The sequence below is a fragment of the Pseudomonas sp. DR208 genome, from assembly GCF_019823005.1.
GTDB classification, from domain to species: Bacteria; Pseudomonadota; Gammaproteobacteria; order Pseudomonadales; family Pseudomonadaceae; genus Aquipseudomonas; species Aquipseudomonas extremorientalis.
The window spans coordinates 335,001-351,303 of the sequence record NZ_CP081944.1 but is presented as its reverse complement, the minus strand read 5'-3'; the positions used below and the strand labels follow the sequence as shown (position 1 = coordinate 351,303).

Genomic DNA, 16,303 nt, shown 5'->3' with positions numbered 1-16,303 from the left:
TCAATCAAGTCGGTGCGCGCGGCGGAAAAATCCGCGTGGGCATCCAGAAAATCAGCAGGATCAACGCCACCGCGACCGCGGCCATGACGTAGTACAAATCCGAAGAAGTCAGCACCACGGCCTGCTCATGCAGGCGGTGCGCCAGGCCCGGCGCATCGCCATCGGCCAGGGGCGAATTGCCCAGACGATCGACCAACATGGTCGAGTGGAAGTGCAGGCGCTGGGTGGTCAAGGTATCGAGCACGCCGGTGGCGATCACGGCGGCCAGGCCCTTGATGGTGTTGAACCAGGCCGAAGCAAACGGCCCGTCCATGGGCTGGATGCTGCCGGTGGAGAGCATCAGCAGCGGCAGCACGGCCATCGGTTGCCCGAAGATTTGCAGCAGGTACAAGCCGTAGAAGTCGTCGCGAATCCACGCTGACGTCAGATGCGCACTGCCCACGCAGCACAGCACCAGCATGCCCAGGCCGATCCCCAGCACCCAGCGGCAATCGACCCAGCGCAAGTTGCACAACGCCGCCACCAGCGGCAGCGCGATCAACTGCGGGATCGCCATCAGCAACATCACCGGCGCGGTTTGCAGTGGACGGTAACCCTGCACCTGGGCGAGAAAACTCGATGGGATGATGATTACCGAGGTCAGCACCATCAGCACGCCGGCCAGCACAATCAGGGCGAACGCCAGGTTGCGCAGGCCGAGCATTTGCAGCTTGAAGAAGGGAATGGGCTGCGACCATTCGTTCAGCATGAACAGCACCAGCAACACCCCCCCGCCACACAGCAGGAAGGTGATCAGGCCCGACTCGAACCAATCCAGGCGGTTGCCTTGCAGAATGCCGATCACCAGCATGCAAATCGCCGGGAAGCCCAGCAGCAGGCCGCGCCAGTTGAACTGCTTGAAGCGCTCCAGACGCAGCGGGTCTTGCGGCAGACCATAGGCCACGGCGGCCATGGCCAGCAGGCACGGCGCGACGATTTGCCAGAACGCCCACTGCCAGCCGACGTACTCGGTCCACAGGGCCGCCAGCGGTGTGCCGAGGCTTGGGCCGAAGGTAGCGGTGAGTGCGTAGCCGGCCAGGCCGTACAGCTTGACGTTGGCCGGCAGGAAACGCAGGGCCACGGTCATCAGCATCGGCGGCAACGCGCCGCCGGCCAGGCCTTGCACGGTACGCAAAACCAGCAGGCTTTCGTAGTTCGGCGCGAACGGGCACAGGACGCCGAGCACCGTGAACAACCCGATGGCATACAAGGTGAAGCGACGCAGGGAAAACGTTACCGAACACCAAGGCGCAAAGGCCATGGCCGCCACGGAAGTGGCGGTGTAGGCCGCGACCAGCCAGGTGCCTTCGTCAAACCCGATGTACAGCGCGCCACGGATATCCGCGAGAGCCACTTTGGTGACCATCTCGTTGAGACCGGAGACCAGCACCGCCAGCAACACCCCGACCAGGCCGATGATGATGCGCGGGCCGAATACGGGCGGGGTCATGGCAGTGGGTCTGGCTGCGGCCGCAAGGGTGGGGGCAGCGAGGGAAGTCATGAACAGGTAACTCGGAATGATCAATACCCGAGCAGTTTAATCAGGCACACACATGACAAAAAGTTACTTGTTGGCAGGATATAAGTGCGCCAAACGCAATTATCAGGCGGGCTGGGCTTCGAGCCATGTGGCGTGACAGCTCTCGCGCATGGTTTCACGCAGCCATTTGTGGGCGGGGTCCTTGTCGAAGCGCGGGTGCCAGGACTGGGCCAATACCAGGGTCGGCAACGAGATCGGCAAGGCGAAGGCGCGCAGTGGCAGTTTCAGGCGCGTGGCGCTCAGCAGCGCTTCCTTGGGCACCGGCAACAGCAAATCGGAATCGGGCAGCATGAACATTGCACCGTGAAAGCCCGGAGCGATCATCGCCACGCGACGTTCCAGGCCCTGGGCGTTCAGTGCGGTATCGATCGGCCCCCGCGCAATACCGCGCCGCGAGATGCTGATATGGGAATAGCTGGCGAAACGTGCAGCGGTGATTTCCTCATCGAACAACGGATGGTCCTCCCGCGCCAGGCCGACGAAGGTAGTGGAGAACAGGTTCTGCACCTTCACTTCAGGGCTGGCGGGCATGGTGTTGCTCACCCGCAGATCCAGGCGACCTTCGCGCAGCGCCTCGTCGTCGGTGTCGCCTTCGGGCACGAAGCACAGTTCGCACAGGGGGGCCATGCGCTCCATGGTGTCGAACAGGCGCCCGCCATACACACCGATGAAAAAGTCATTGGCACGCACGCTGAAGCGGCGACGCAAGGTACTCAGGTCCACCTGGTCCGCCGAACGGAACAGCAGCGCCGCCTGCTCCACCACATTGCGCACCTGGCCTTGCAACTGCAGGGCCTTGGGCGTGGGCACCAGGCCACGACCGGCGCGCACCAGGATCGGGTCGCCCACGGCTTCGCGGATACGCGTGAGCGTGCGGCTCATGGCCGCCGGGCTGAGGTTCATGCGGCGCGCGGCGCCGACCACGCTGCCCTCGTCGAGCAGGGCGTCGAGGGCGACCAGCAGGTTCATGTCCGGTAGTTGCATGCCAGGCACTCGTGATCGGTGGCGCGTGAATTTGACGCAATCGTAGCGTATTCAACGTTGCATGCCCCAGCGTTTCACGGTCAAGCGCTCGAATGTGTCGAACACCAGGTTCTCCACCAACAGTCCGATCAGGATCACCACCGCCAGCCCGGCGAACACCTTGTCGGTGTACAGCTCGTTGCGGTTCTGGAAGATGTACCACCCCAGGCCACCCTTGCCGCTGGTGGCACCGAATACCAGCTCGGCGGCGATCAGGGTGCGCCAGGCAAATGCCCAACCGATCTTCAGACCCGCGAGGATCGACGGCAGCGCCGCCGGGATCAGGATGAACAGCACAAAACGCATGCCCTTGAGGCCATAGTTGCGACCGGCCATGCGCAGGGTTTCGGACACGCCGAGGAACCCCGAGTAAGTATTGAGTGCCAGCGCCCACAACACGGAATGCACCAGCACAAAAATCAAGCTGTTCTGCCCCAGGCCGAACCACAGCAGCGCCAGCGGCAGCAACGCAATCGCCGGCAACGGGTTGAACATCGAGGTCAGGGTACTCAGCAAGTCGCGTCCCAGTTGGGTCGACACCGCCAGGGTGGTCAGGGCGAACGCCAGCACGATGCCGATCAGGTAGCCTTTGATCAGCACGGCCAGCGAGATGCTGACTTTGCTGAGCAATTCACCACTGAGCAGGCCGTCGTAAAGCGCATGAAAAGTCTGCAAGAAACTCGGCAACAGCAGGTCGTTGTCCTGGTAGCGTGCAACGGCTTCCCAAAGGATGGCGAGCACAATCAGGATCAGGCCCTTGCGCAGCCAGCCTTGTTGCCACAGGCGCTGTCGCAGGGGCAACTCGCGTTCCACAGGGACGCTGAGCAGCGGTTCCAGGGTGATTTCAAATTCCTCGCGCATTGGGTTGACCCTTCAGTAAGCGATGCGGATATCGGCGAAACCCAACTCACGTTCGGCCTCGGGTGCTTCATCGAACAGCAGGCGATGAATGCGCCGCGCCGATGCCTGGAACGCCACGCCCCCAAGGCTGTGCAGGTCGTATTGATGGCTGTGGACTTCCGCACGTACGCGCCCGGGATGAGGCGACAGCAACAGGATGCGATTGCCCACCACCAGCGCTTCTTCGATGGAGTGGGTGACGAACAGCAGGGTAAAGCGCACCTCTTCCCAGAGCAGCAGCAACTCTTCCTGCATTTTGCGTCGGGTCAGGGCGTCGAGGGCGGCGAAGGGCTCGTCCATCAGCAGGATTTTCGGCTGCATGGCCAGGGCGCGGGCGATGGCGACGCGGGCTTTCATGCCGCCGGAAAGGGTATGTGGATAGGCATCGGCAAAGGCGCTGAGGCCGACTTTATCGAGGTAGTGCAGCGCGCGCTCTTCAGCTTCGGCGCGCTTCAAGGTCTTCGAGGCCAACAGCGGGAACATCACGTTCTGCTTGACGGTTTTCCACGGCGGCAACTGGTCGAACTCCTGGAACACCACGATGCGATCCGGGCCGGGTTGCTCGACCTTTTGCCCCAACAGGCGGATCTCGCCTTCGCAGGGTTTGATAAACCCGGCGATGGACTTGAGCAAGGTGGATTTGCCACAGCCCGACGGGCCGAGCAGCACGTAGCGGTCGGCCGGGTCGATCTCGAAACTCACTTGGTGGGTGGCCCGCACCACCCGCTCGGGCGTGCGATATTCCAGGCTGACGTTATCCACCGCCAGCAGCGGCTGCGCCGTGTTCAGAGTGCTGGCCGCGTGGCCTTGCAGGGGCATGTTCATTTCATCTCACTTGGCGCAAAGGGGGATCAGAAAGGCGCATCGCCCTGGATGGTGGTGCGAAACAGCTTGCGGCGCAGGTGGCTTGGGCAGCCGGCGGCCAGGTGGATCAGCGAGCGGTTGTCCCAGAACACCAGGTCGTGGGGCTGCCATTGGTGGCGATAGATGTTGTGTGGCAACACGCTATGGGCGTAGAGCTGGGCCAGCAGGTCACGGCTTTCGTCTTCCGGCAGGCCGACGATGCGGGTAGTGAACCCTTCACTGACGAACAGCGCCTTGCGGCCGTTTTCCGGGTGGGTGCGCACGATGGGGTGCACGACTTCCGCGACCTGGGCGAGCTGCTCTGGGGTCAGCGTGGGGCGCCAGTTACCTTCGAATTTGGTTTCGCTGTAACGCGCGGTGTAGGAATGCGCGGCGCTGCGGCCCTCGACGGCTTTACGCAGGTGCTCGGGTAACTGGTCCCAGGCTTTGTGCATGTCGGCGAACAGGGTATCGCCACCTTCAGACGGCAGTTCCTGGGCGTGCAGCATCGAGCCCAGGCTCGGCAGCTCTTTGTAAGACAGGTCCGAATGCCAGAATTTGCCCGCATCTCCCAGGCCGATGGATTGGCCGTTTTCGATGATGTTGGAGACGATCAGGATTTCCGGGTGGTTGGCCAGCAGGAACTGTTTGAGCACGTGGATCTGCAGCACACCGAAGCGGCGACTGAAGGCAATCTGTTGTTCGGGGGTGATGCGTTGGTCGCGAAACACCACGACATGGTGGTCCAGGTGCGCTCGATGGATGCGGGTGAAATCCTGATCGTTGACCGGACGCGACAGGTCCAGGCCGATGATCTCGGCGCCGACACTGCCGGAAAAAGGAAGAATCTCGAAGGTTTGGGCGGTGGCGGTCGCTGTTGGAACAGTAGAGGTGGCGGACATGAGGTCACTCCCGGTCAGTCAGGAGAGCGACTTTATAGATATAAGAACTTCAATTTAAATACCGTTAATGAATATCCATATGCAGGAAAGTACCGTGAGAACTCATCCCTCTGGCACCTGGGAAATAAATTGCAACGGTAAAGTGTTGAGTACATCGCCGGCGGTCTTGCCATTGGTGGCTGTTGGAACAGGCTCAATGAACCTGGTTGCGTAAGACGCCATAAATGCCGGCTGTGGGCGCTGAGAGCATGGTGTTGAACCGCTTACAAGCCGAAACCGTGCCCGTTTGACAAGCTCATGGGCAGTCTCTAGTGTGCATTGGATCCAATTAGCCACCCAATTAGAAAAAGGAGGATAGCGTAACCGTGACGCAGAAGCCGAACCCTTTGAACAGCATCAAGATAAGCGGTCCTATTCCCGCGCATCTTGCTCGTTCCGTGATTGAAGAAACCTTGCGCAACGCCATCCTGGATGGTCGATTGCCCTGCGGTACCGCTATGCGTCAACAGGAACTGGCGAGCCTGTTCGGAGTCAGCCGCATGCCGGTGAGGGAAGCCTTGCGCCAGCTGGAAGCCCAATCACTGCTGCATGTGGTAACGCACAAAGGCGCCGTGGTTGCCCCCTTGATCGAGGACAACTCGGCCGAGACCTATGAACTGCGGATGCTCCTGGAGTCTGAGGCGCTGCGCTTGTCGATTCCTTTGCTCACCGAGGCCGATATTGCCGAGGCGGACGCCATTATTTGTGCTCTGGAGCAGGAAAAAGACTATGCCGAAATGGGCCGCCTCAATCGACTGTTTCACATGGCCCTCTATGGCAAAGCCCCGAACCAGCGGCTACTCAAATTGGTGGAGCATGGGTTGAACGAAGAGGAGCGTTTCCTGCGTTATAACCTTGAGGCCATGGGGCTGGGCGAGACGTCCCAGGAAGACCACCGCGAACTGCTGAACCTGGTGGCGCGGAAGAAAACCCAGGAAAGCATCCTGACGCTGCGCAATCACTTGATGCGAGGCATGGAAGTGATCACAGCGTACCTCAATGGTCTGGATGCCCAAGGCAAGAAAGATACGCAGTAAGGCACACGGCCCTCTTGCCCCGACCTTCCCTGTGGCGGGGCATCCTGACTGACGGTGAGCGCCTCGCCCGAAGAAACTTCCCACTTACAACCAAGACGCCAACTTACATAAATATTATTTAGAAAAACTTCTAACATATTTGTATGTTCGCCAACTTGTTTAACCCGCTTATTATATTTATTAACAACCCCGGCACTCGTCATATTTAGCGACCCTGCACGCCAGCAGCCGTTTAACAACGACTGCCCCCTGCCAACCATAAAGAACTCATCGCTGTTTACACAGCAGACGCGACAACTTATAGGCATCAACCATGCATCAACCGTTACTTGAAACAGCAAAACTGCAGTTATGCAGCCATTCGTTATTTTCAGAAATAACTTCCTTACGGAAGTTACAACTTTTCATGGAGAGCCATGTATTTGCAGTCTGGGACTTCATGACCCTCGCCAAACGCCTGCAACAGGATCTGACCTGTACACGCCTGCCCTGGCTGCCACCGACAGACCCGCTGGCCGCACGTCTGATCAATGAGATCGTATTGGGCGAGGAGTCGGACGAACATCCCGCGCAAGGCTATTGCAGCCACTTCGAACTCTATCTGGAGGCCATGGCCGAAGTGGGCGCCAGCACCACGTCTATCAACCGCTTTATTACGCTGCAACGCCAAGGCCTGGAAGCACATGCTGCCTTACAGGAAGTCGAGGTTCTTCCTGGCGTGGCGCGCTTTGTCAGCGACACCTTGAACCTCGCGCTGAGCGCTCCCACCCATTGTGTGGCTGCAACATTCCTGTACGGACGCGAGCATGTCATCCCGATCATGTTCGAGCGCATCCTGCAATCCGATCAACGCCTCCACCACCAGGCGCCTACCTTGTGCGCCTACCTCAAGCGTCACATTGAGATGGACGCCCAGGAGCATGGGCCGGCCGCCGAGCAGTTGCTCGAACGGCTCGCCAGCGCAGACCCGGCGCACGCGCAACAGGCCCATGACGCAGCCCTTACCGCCATGGAAAACCGCATCGCGTTCTGGGATGAGGTTCAGGGCTCGTTGCAAGAGGTGCGCCCATGAACACCGGCGACTACCCATCCATCGCCGACGACTGGGAGCGCCGCGCAACCATCCGTACACGCCCTCGCCGTTTGCTGGAAAACGATGACAAGCTGATCTACCCATTGTGCCGCCAACCGTTGGTGCTCAGTGCGACTTTTCTTGAACACTGCCCGCAATGGCGCGATTTCGTGCTGGTGCAGAGCTTCTACAAGTTCATCAACGACGTGGTGATATTCGAGACAGAGATCGTCGACAAGACTGCGCGCAGCATTGCCAAGAACCGCTTCTCGATCCCCTTCCCGCTGGCCTGCCGCGTTGATGCAATGACGGTCGTCGTGGACGAGGACTACCACGCACTGGTCGCACTGGATTTCCTGCAGCAAACCGTGGCCCTGACCGGCATACAGCCGTTGGAGCTACCCAGGCAAATCGAATTGACCCGCGCACTGCCGACAGCACAAGCCCAGGCGCCAGCCCATCTGCACGATGCAGTAGAACTGATTGCCGTGGCCATCGCCGAAAACACGGTGACCCATGATGTAGCAGCATTCTCCAAGGACAGCAGTGTCAAAGCCTCCATCCGTGGCTTGATGGCCGACCACCTGTTTGATGAAGGCCGCCACGCGCACTTCTGGACGCGACTCGTACGCATGTATTGGCAAGCCGCGAACGCGGACGATCGCGACAGTATTGCCAAGGTACTGCCGACGTTCCTGGCTCAGTACCTGACGAACGATCTGCAAAAAGACTTTGACCTTCACTTGATCGAACACCTCGACATCGACGCCAGCCTGCGCAACGCGTTGCGCAATGAAATCGCCGCGCTCACCTTCCCCATCACCCGCCGGCACCCGCTGTTGAGCAATATCCTTGGCTTCCTGCAACACAGCGGTTTGCTGCAGACACCGAGTGTGGTGCACGCGTTGAAAGACTATTTGCCGATGCCTGGGGGCGCGATATGAGGCGCCTGACAATCGGATTTTCCGGTGCCAGCAGCGCCTTGGACGCCATCAGACGGGAGCTGGAACAGCATGGGCATGCCTCGAGCGATGAAGGCGTCGACCTGTGGATAGACGACGGACGTCAGCCGCTGCGGGACCCGGCAGACCCAACCCCGGCGTTGAGCCTGCGCCTGGGCGTTGGCCCGGTATCCGACTGCGGACTGCCCGCGCTGCAGTTGCGCGCCTATGGGGCTAGCCGGAGCTTGTCGGGAGTCCTGGACATCGCCGACGAACCAACGGGCAACGGGCAACGGTTACGCCAGCAAGTGAGCCACGCATTGGTGGAATGGGTCGCGCTGCACGTCAGTCGTTTGTCACGGGACCCTGGATATTTCTCCGTGAGTGCGGTTGCCAATGACTGGCCAGAGCAGGGTTTGGATGCGCTTGACGCGCTGGCGTTTGTCCATCGATTCAACCGCACCGAAGACCTCGCTGTACTGCGCGAAGCTCAAGTGCCCGTGATTGAGCGCGTGCAGGCCAGCCTCCATAGGTCCGCTGATCGCCCGGCGCTGAGGATCGCCGGTAGCGTAGTGACTTACCGCGAGTTGCACGTCCAGGCCCTCACGATCCAGCAGCAGTTACACCCCATGCTGGGCAATACGCAGGCGCCCCCCGTGGTTGGCGTGTGCCTGGAAAAATCCATCGAGTTGTACGCCAGTATCCTTGCGGTGCTCGGCTGTGGAGCGGTGTATCTACCGCTGGGCCCGGACCACCCGCCACAACGCCATCAAGTGATGCTCGAGACCGCAGGGGCGCATGTGTTGCTGGACGCCGGTCAACATCCTTTGCGAGCGCACTTCACTGCACTGGATGTCACCCGTCTCGACCTCAGGCATGTCGACCTCACGCTTGCGTTGATGCCAGCTCGCCCCCACCCCGATGCGCCCTGCATGACGCTCTTTACGTCTGGCACCACAGGCCAACCCAAGGGCGTGCTGCTCAGCCAGGCAAACCTGGCGCATTTCACGGCCTGGTTCAGGTCCTGTATGAACCTGGATGACCAGAGCCGTGTCTTGCAGTTCTCACCATTGAGCTTCGACTCATCGCTGATCGATATTTTCCCCGCTCTGATAGCGGGTGCCGAGTTGATCGTCCCCAGCGCCGAACAACGCCACGCCCCTGAGCAACTGTTGGATCTGCTCCACCAGCAACGCGTCACCCATGCCTTTTTGCCGCCTGCGCTGTTGAGCATTCTGCCGCTTGATCAACCATTGGGCCTGACGCACCTGCTGACCGGCGGCGATGTGTGCGAACCCCATGTCATCGAACGCCTGGCAGGGCAGTGCCGGTTTCACAACCTGTACGGGCCCACGGAGACCACGGTGCTGGCCACCCATCGGACACTGCACCCCGGTGACTGCAACCGCAACCTCGGCTACCCCATCGCCAACAGCCAGGTGCTGATCCTCGATGACACTCTGCAACCGGTGGATGAAGAGGTGATGGGTGAGGTGTACATCGTCGGCCCCGGAGTCAGCCTGGGGTATGTGGGCACGTCGCAACCGTCTGCCAGTCCTTTCGTGGAACTGGCAGTACCAGGAGGTCAGCCACTGCGGGCCTACCGCAGTGGCGACCTTGCACGATGGACCGCCGACGGGATCGTGCTGGGTGGACGGCGTGATGACCAAGTGAAAATCCGCGGGTTTCGGGTCGAGCCGCAGGAGATTGAACAATGCCTGCGCAATAGTCGGCTGTATCGCCAGGTGGCGGTAGTAATCGACCGGGACAGCAGGATCCGCAGCTACATCGCCCAGCCTGAACCAGACGCGAGCGTGGCCGCCCTGAAGCACCATGCACGGCAATGGCTGCCAGACTACATGCAGCCGGGTTTCTGGGAGGTGTTGCCCCACCTGCCGTGCTCCGTCAATGGGAAAGTCGACCGGCCGGCATTGCTGGCACTGCCGATTCGGCCTGCGTTGCAAGCGGACGGCAGTGCCGCGAAAAATCCGCTTCACGTTCGGTTGTCCCGCTTGTGGAGCGAGCTGCTGGCAGTGCCCGCAGGTAATCTGTCTATTGACCAGAGTTTCTTTGATCTCGGCGGGCATTCGATTTTGCTATCGACCTTGCTGCTGCGTGTTCGCGAGCAATTCGGCCGTAGCTTTGTGTTGAGTCACTTTATTGAAGTGCCGACGATTCGTACGCTCGCAACGCTGGTGGAGAACCGTGAACGACCCGATGCAGGATCCGGCCGGGCCGCCCGTGATGCTCAATCGGAGTGGGTGCTCGACACGTTGCCCGAGGACCGTGCAGGTGATCCGCACAAAGTGATCGTGACCGGAGCCAACAGTTTTGTGGGTGTCCATATCGTCGAAGCATTACTGGCCGCTGGTGCAACCGAGGTGGCGTGCCTGGTACGTGAGGAACCGGGGCGGTCGCCAATGTCACGACTCATCCAGGCGTTACATGAATACCGCCTGGAGCATGTGGACCTGAGCCGAGTGAAGGTATATGCGGCCGATATCAGCCAACCTCGATTGGGCCTGGCTGACGCTGTGCATGAGTCTCTTGCCAGAGACTTCGGCGTGCTGGTCCATAACGCGGCGCGGGTCAATCACGTGATGGACTATGCGTCACTGACGCGGGACAACGTTGACCCCATACGCGAATGCCTGCGCTTGTGTGAAACCCACCGCAAGAAAGTCTTCAACTTTGTCTCGACACTGTCAGCCTCAAGCAGTGTCGACTCGCAGGGCTATGTCCTCGAAGCACCCGCCTCTACCACGCTGCCGCTGTACATCAAGAATGGCTACAACCTGTCCAAATGGGTTGCGGAGCGACAGTTGGGGCATGCGGTGACGCGCGGTGCCTGGGTGAATATCCATCGTCCCGGCAATATCAGCTTCAACAGCCGAAACGGCGCGTGCCAGCCGCAAAAAAATCGCCTGATGCTGATGCTCAAGGGGTCGCTGCAACTGGGCCTGCTGCCCCGGCTGGCGCTGAACTTCGACCTGATGCCGGTGGACTTTCTGGCTCGCTTCATTGCATTCCACTGCACCCGCTTTCACGCCAACCGGAGTGTGTTCAACCTGCATAACCCACAACCGTTGAGCTGGGCGCACTACCTGGATGCGTTCAGTCGGGCGGGCCATCGCTTCAAGCGAGTGGGCATCGCGCAATGGCAGCAGGCGCTGCGAACGGTAAGCCAGGACAACGCACTGTTTGGCGTGCTCGGTTTTTACCTCGACCGTCTCGACGAAGACATCGGGGACACTTCAATGATTCGTTACGACAACGCGCGACTAGGTGTCCAGCAGATGGGTGAACACTACCCCGCAAAGGACACGGCACTGTTGAGCAAAGGCTGCAATTACCTCAAGGCCATCGGCTTTCTTTGAATACCCCAGGACAACCTCATGAAACTGCTGCAACCCGATACATTAATCCGCAACCCGAGTGGCCTGCCGATAGTGGCGTCCGTTGTGGTCAACTGCTCCGCCTCTCGCCTGTGGGACATGGTGGGGCAATTTGCCGGCTTCGATATGTTCATTCCGGACTTGAGCCATATCGAAATGATGGGCTCAGGCGTGGGCGCCTTGCGGACAAAATTCTTCCGCGATGGCAATTGTGTAGTGGAGCAACTCAATAGCCGGGACGAGCAGGCTATGCACATGACCTGGACCACGATCTACAACACCCTGGGTGTGGCCAGACTATGGGCGGCGATCCAAGTGGAAGCAATTGAAGCGGAGCGCGCCGAGGTGATGTGGACAATTATTGCAGAGCCCACAGAGGAGGCGAACGAGGGGTTCGAACAGTTTGTGCAAGGCTTTGCCAGCAGCGCCCTGGACAATGTCCGTCGAATGCTCAGCTAAACGGCAGGAGCGACTCGATGCGCCCCCGCCGTTGAATCAGCGGGTCATATCTTGAAGCTATCGACCAATTGCTTCAAACGATTGGCCTGCTGCGAAAGGGCATCGCAATCCTTCAGGGTTTCATTGAGATTCGCCACGCCCTGCTGGTTCAGCAAGTTGATCTGATTGATGTCCACATTGAGGGTCTCCACCACGGCCGTCTGTTCTTCAGTAGCTGCGGCGACGGACTGGTTCATGCCGTCGATCTCAACGATCCGCTGCGTCACACTTACCAGGCGCTCACCAGCCTGGTTCGCGACTTCTACGCTTTCTTCGCTGGAGGCCTGGCTGGCGTTCATGGTGGTGACCGCTTCGCGCGAGCCTACTTGCAGCGAAGTGATCATTTTGTGGATCTCCTCGGCCGACTCCTGGGTGCGGTGAGCCAGGTTACGCACCTCGTCGGCGACCACTGCAAAGCCTCGCCCGGCCTCACCTGCACGGGCGGCCTCGATGGCAGCGTTAAGCGCCAGCAAATTGGTTTGCTGGGAGATGCCTTTGATCACATCAAGGATGTGACCGATGTTGTCGGTGCTGGCGTTCAGGGTCTCGATCTGGGTGCAGGACAAGCTGATCTTTTGCGACAACTCAGACATGGCAAGGATGGTCTGCTCGACCACTTTGCGGCCATCGTCGGCCTGCTCGCTGGCACCACTGGCGTGTTGTGACGCATCGGCGGCGTTGCGCGCGATTTCCTGGGTGGCGGCACCCAGTTCATTGATCGCTGCCGCGACGCTGTTAGTGCGCGCGCTTTGCTCGTCGGAACCGACGATTGAGGCATTGGACGAGGCCATCACACGCTGGGACAAGTCATGCACCTGGCGGGTAGCCGAGGACACTTCCGAAATCGAAGCATGGATGCGCTCTACGAACTGATTGAACGCACTGCCGACTTCGCCAAATTCGTCCTTGCTGGTGACCGCCAGACGACGGGTCAGGTCACCCTCGCCCTGGGCGATATCCTGCATCGCCACGCCCATAGTGGTCAGGGGTCGCAGCAAGACTTGAATCAGCAAGCTCAGGAGCACGGCAATCGCAACCACGGCGATCAACATGGCAATCAACGCAGATGTCCGGAATTTGCCCAGCGGTGCGTAGGCTTTATCTTTATCAATCGATAGGCCGATATACCAATCCGCGCCTGGCAAGCCGCTGATAGGGGTGAATGACAAGATTCGGTCCTGGCCATTGAGAACGACGTCCTGACTGACCTTCTCAATGCGCACTTGGGTGCCGGGGTAGATGTCCTTGAGGTTTTTCATCACCTGGTCCTGATCGGGACTGACGATGACTTGCCCGTCACCACTGACCAGGAACGCATGACCAATACCGCCAAAATCCACCGAGTTGATGATCTTCACCAGGGTCTGCAGACTCAGGTCACCGCCGACCACACCGAGCAACTCGCCGTTCTTTTTTACCGGCATGGCAATGGTCACGATCTGCCCACCCACCGCTGCCATATAGGGTGGCGTAAGCATGGGTTTATCTGCAGCGACTGCTTGTTTGTACCAAGGGCGCTGACGGGGATCGTAGCCGTCGGGCATTTTTGCGTCAGGACGTTGGGTAAACACGCCGTTGGTTTGGCCAACATAGGTGAACTGGAAGTTATCAGTGAACGCCGGCTGATCAACCAGGCCAGGAAGGTCGGCACCACTGCCTTGGTGAGCAACGTTTTGCGTAAGGCTTTCGAGCACCAATATTCGGCCACTAAGCCAGTTCTGCACACTGCTGGCAGTGAGTTCACCGGATTGCTGGATGGACGACTCCAGGTTCTGCTTGATCGTGCTGCGCTGCAGGTAGTCGTTGTAGAGGGTGAATAACGCGAAGGCCAGAACCACGACGCCTGACGCGGCCAACAGAATTTTATGACTGAACTTGAGATTCATTTCATCGACTTCTTTTGCCAAAGGGGGGTGAGCGTGCCGAGCGGAACATTCCATGTAACGGTATAGGCAGCTTCTCGGGCCGCTCTATTTCGGTGCACGCATGGCTCGTCAGGCTTTCGGCCAAGCCGCGGTAAAGCTTAGAAAATTGTGAGACGTTTCTGATTTTTAAGCAGGAAACTGACCAGCGGTAGGCATATGTGAGGAAACTACAAATTGTGCCGACTATAGCCCCAAACGACAAAACCCCTGTCTGCGCTAGCAGACAGGGGTTTTGGAATTCAATCTTGACGATGACCTACTCTCACATGGGGAAACCCCACACTACCATCGGCGATGCATCGTTTCACTGCTGAGTTCGGGATGGGATCAGGTGGTTCCAATGCTCTATGGTCGTCAAGAAATTCTGTGTACCGGACCGTTGGGTTAGCAACGTGCCGGTGAAATTCATGGACTTCTACATAAACAAAACCCCTGACTGCGTTAGCAATCAGGGGTTCTGGAATTTAATCTTGACGATGACCTACTCTCACATGGGGAAACCCCACACTACCATCGGCGATGCATCGTTTCACTACTGAGTTCGGGATGGGATCAGGTGGTTCCAATGCTCTATGGTCGTCAAGAAATTCGGGTACTGAGTCGTGGCCTGCGCCTCGCTTCAGCAAATTGGGTATGTGACAGCTTTCGGTGTTTTGTGAACGTCGAACTTTCGGTTCATTTCGTCTTCACACACCGCAATCTGATGCTCGTTAGAGTAGTCAAATTGCTTGGGTGTTATATGGTCAAGCCTCACGGGCAATTAGTATTGGTTAGCTCAACGCCTCACAGCGCTTACACACCCAACCTATCAACGTCGTAGTCTTCGACGGCCCTTCAGGGAACTCAAGGTTCCAGTGAGATCTCATCTTGAGGCTAGTTTCCCGCTTAGATGCTTTCAGCGGTTATCTATTCCGAACATAGCTACCCGGCAATGCCACTGGCGTGACAACCGGAACACCAGAGGTTCGTCCACTCCGGTCCTCTCGTACTAGGAGCAGCCCCTCTCAAATCTCAAACGTCCACGGCAGATAGGGACCGAACTGTCTCACGACGTTCTAAACCCAGCTCGCGTACCACTTTAAATGGCGAACAGCCATACCCTTGGGACCGGCTTCAGCCCCAGGATGTGATGAGCCGACATCGAGGTGCCAAACACCGCCGTCGATATGAACTCTTGGGCGGTATCAGCCTGTTATCCCCGGAGTACCTTTTATCCGTTGAGCGATGGCCCTTCCATACAGAACCACCGGATCACTAAGACCTACTTTCGTACCTGCTCGACGTGTCTGTCTCGCAGTCAAGCGCGCTTTTGCCTTTATACTCTACGACCGATTTCCGACCGGTCTGAGCGCACCTTCGTACTCCTCCGTTACTCTTTAGGAGGAGACCGCCCCAGTCAAACTACCCACCATACACTGTCCTCGATCCGGATAACGGACCTGAGTTAGAACCTCAAAGTTGCCAGGGTGGTATTTCAAGGATGGCTCCACGCGAACTGGCGTCCACGCTTCAAAGCCTCCCACCTATCCTACACAAGCAAATTCAAAGTCCAGTGCAAAGCTATAGTAAAGGTTCACGGGGTCTTTCCGTCTAGCCGCGGATACACTGCATCTTCACAGCGATTTCAATTTCACTGAGTCTCGGGTGGAGACAGCGCCGCCATCGTTACGCCATTCGTGCAGGTCGGAACTTACCCGACAAGGAATTTCGCTACCTTAGGACCGTTATAGTTACGGCCGCCGTTTACCGGGGCTTCGATCAAGAGCTTCGCGTTAGCTAACCCCATCAATTAACCTTCCGGCACCGGGCAGGCGTCACACCCTATACGTCCACTTTCGTGTTTGCAGAGTGCTGTGTTTTTAATAAACAGTCGCAGCGGCCTGGTATCTTCGACCGGCATGAGCTTACGGAGCAAGTCCTTCACCCTCACCGGCGCACCTTCTCCCGAAGTTACGGTGCCATTTTGCCTAGTTCCTTCACCCGAGTTCTCTCAAGCGCCTTGGTATTCTCTACCCAACCACCTGTGTCGGTTTGGGGTACGGTTCCTGGTTACCTGAAGCTTAGAAGCTTTTCTTGGAAGCATGGCATCAACCACTTCGTCATCTAAAAGATAACTCGTCATCAGCTCTCGGCCTTAAGATCCCGGATT

Annotated in this window: 11 protein-coding genes and 3 rRNA genes (1 of these 14 running past the window's edge); 5 read left to right on the top strand and 9 right to left on the bottom strand. The window is 58.6% G+C overall.

Going from position 1 to position 16,303, the window contains the following annotated elements; genetic code table 11:
- Positions 1-4 precede the first annotated feature (4 nt).
- The 5 genes from K5K89_RS01595 to K5K89_RS01575 all read right to left on the bottom strand — a co-directional run bounded on the left by K5K89_RS01595 (position 5) and on the right by K5K89_RS01575 (position 5,247).
- Positions 5-1,540, bottom strand: coding sequence for an MFS transporter (locus K5K89_RS01595; protein WP_071489612.1), 1,536 nt, complete (start codon positions 1,538-1,540; stop codon positions 5-7).
- A gap of 102 nt (positions 1,541-1,642) precedes the next feature.
- On the bottom strand, positions 1,643-2,563 hold the full coding sequence (locus K5K89_RS01590) for a LysR family transcriptional regulator (protein ID WP_071489597.1): 921 nt from the start codon (positions 2,561-2,563) through the stop codon (positions 1,643-1,645).
- A gap of 51 nt (positions 2,564-2,614) precedes the next feature.
- Positions 2,615-3,463, bottom strand: a complete 849-nt coding sequence (locus tag K5K89_RS01585; RefSeq protein ID WP_071489596.1) for an ABC transporter permease — start codon at positions 3,461-3,463, stop codon at positions 2,615-2,617.
- A gap of 12 nt (positions 3,464-3,475) precedes the next feature.
- Positions 3,476-4,327: an ABC transporter ATP-binding protein gene (locus K5K89_RS01580; RefSeq protein ID WP_071489595.1), complete on the bottom strand. Its 852-nt coding sequence runs from the start codon at positions 4,325-4,327 to the stop codon at positions 3,476-3,478.
- A 26-nt stretch (positions 4,328-4,353) separates the two neighbouring features.
- Entirely contained in the window at positions 4,354-5,247 is an 894-nt protein-coding gene (locus K5K89_RS01575) for a TauD/TfdA dioxygenase family protein (RefSeq protein WP_071489594.1), read from the bottom strand.
- A gap of 365 nt (positions 5,248-5,612) precedes the next feature.
- Here K5K89_RS01575 and K5K89_RS01570 point away from each other — a divergent pair, with 365 nt between their 5' ends.
- From K5K89_RS01570 to K5K89_RS01550, 5 genes are all read left to right on the top strand, one after another.
- Positions 5,613-6,323 (top strand): GntR family transcriptional regulator, encoded by a 711-nt coding sequence (locus tag K5K89_RS01570; RefSeq protein WP_071489593.1) that lies wholly within the window; start codon positions 5,613-5,615, stop codon positions 6,321-6,323.
- Positions 6,324-6,636: 313 nt separating this feature from the next.
- On the top strand, positions 6,637-7,395 hold the full coding sequence (locus tag K5K89_RS01565; RefSeq protein WP_222540734.1) for a DUF3050 domain-containing protein: 759 nt from the start codon (positions 6,637-6,639) through the stop codon (positions 7,393-7,395).
- Positions 7,392-8,339 carry a diiron oxygenase gene (locus K5K89_RS01560; protein ID WP_222540733.1) on the top strand — a complete coding sequence of 316 codons (948 nt, stop codon included), beginning with the start codon at positions 7,392-7,394 and terminating at the stop codon, positions 8,337-8,339. Before K5K89_RS01565 ends, K5K89_RS01560 begins: the two co-directional genes overlap by 4 nt.
- Entirely contained in the window at positions 8,336-11,713 is a 3,378-nt protein-coding gene (locus K5K89_RS01555; RefSeq protein ID WP_222540732.1) for an amino acid adenylation domain-containing protein, read from the top strand. The genes K5K89_RS01560 and K5K89_RS01555 overlap by 4 nt, the downstream gene beginning before the upstream one ends.
- 18 nt (positions 11,714-11,731) lie before the next feature.
- Positions 11,732-12,190, top strand: coding sequence for an SRPBCC family protein (locus K5K89_RS01550; protein WP_071489589.1), 459 nt, complete (start codon positions 11,732-11,734; stop codon positions 12,188-12,190).
- Positions 12,191-12,234: 44 nt separating this feature from the next.
- Here the strand turns inward: K5K89_RS01550 and K5K89_RS01545 are convergent, their stop codons facing one another.
- The 4 genes from K5K89_RS01545 to K5K89_RS01530 form a co-directional block, all read right to left on the bottom strand.
- Positions 12,235-14,115, bottom strand: a complete 1,881-nt coding sequence (locus tag K5K89_RS01545; protein ID WP_071489588.1) for a methyl-accepting chemotaxis protein — start codon at positions 14,113-14,115, stop codon at positions 12,235-12,237.
- Between the two features lie 282 nt (positions 14,116-14,397).
- Positions 14,398-14,513 (bottom strand): 5S ribosomal RNA (gene rrf / locus K5K89_RS01540).
- 109 nt (positions 14,514-14,622) lie between these two features.
- A 5S ribosomal RNA gene (gene rrf, locus K5K89_RS01535) occupies positions 14,623-14,738 on the bottom strand.
- Positions 14,739-14,893: 155 nt separating this feature from the next.
- Positions 14,894-16,303 (bottom strand): 23S ribosomal RNA (locus K5K89_RS01530) (it continues 1,482 nt past the right edge of the window).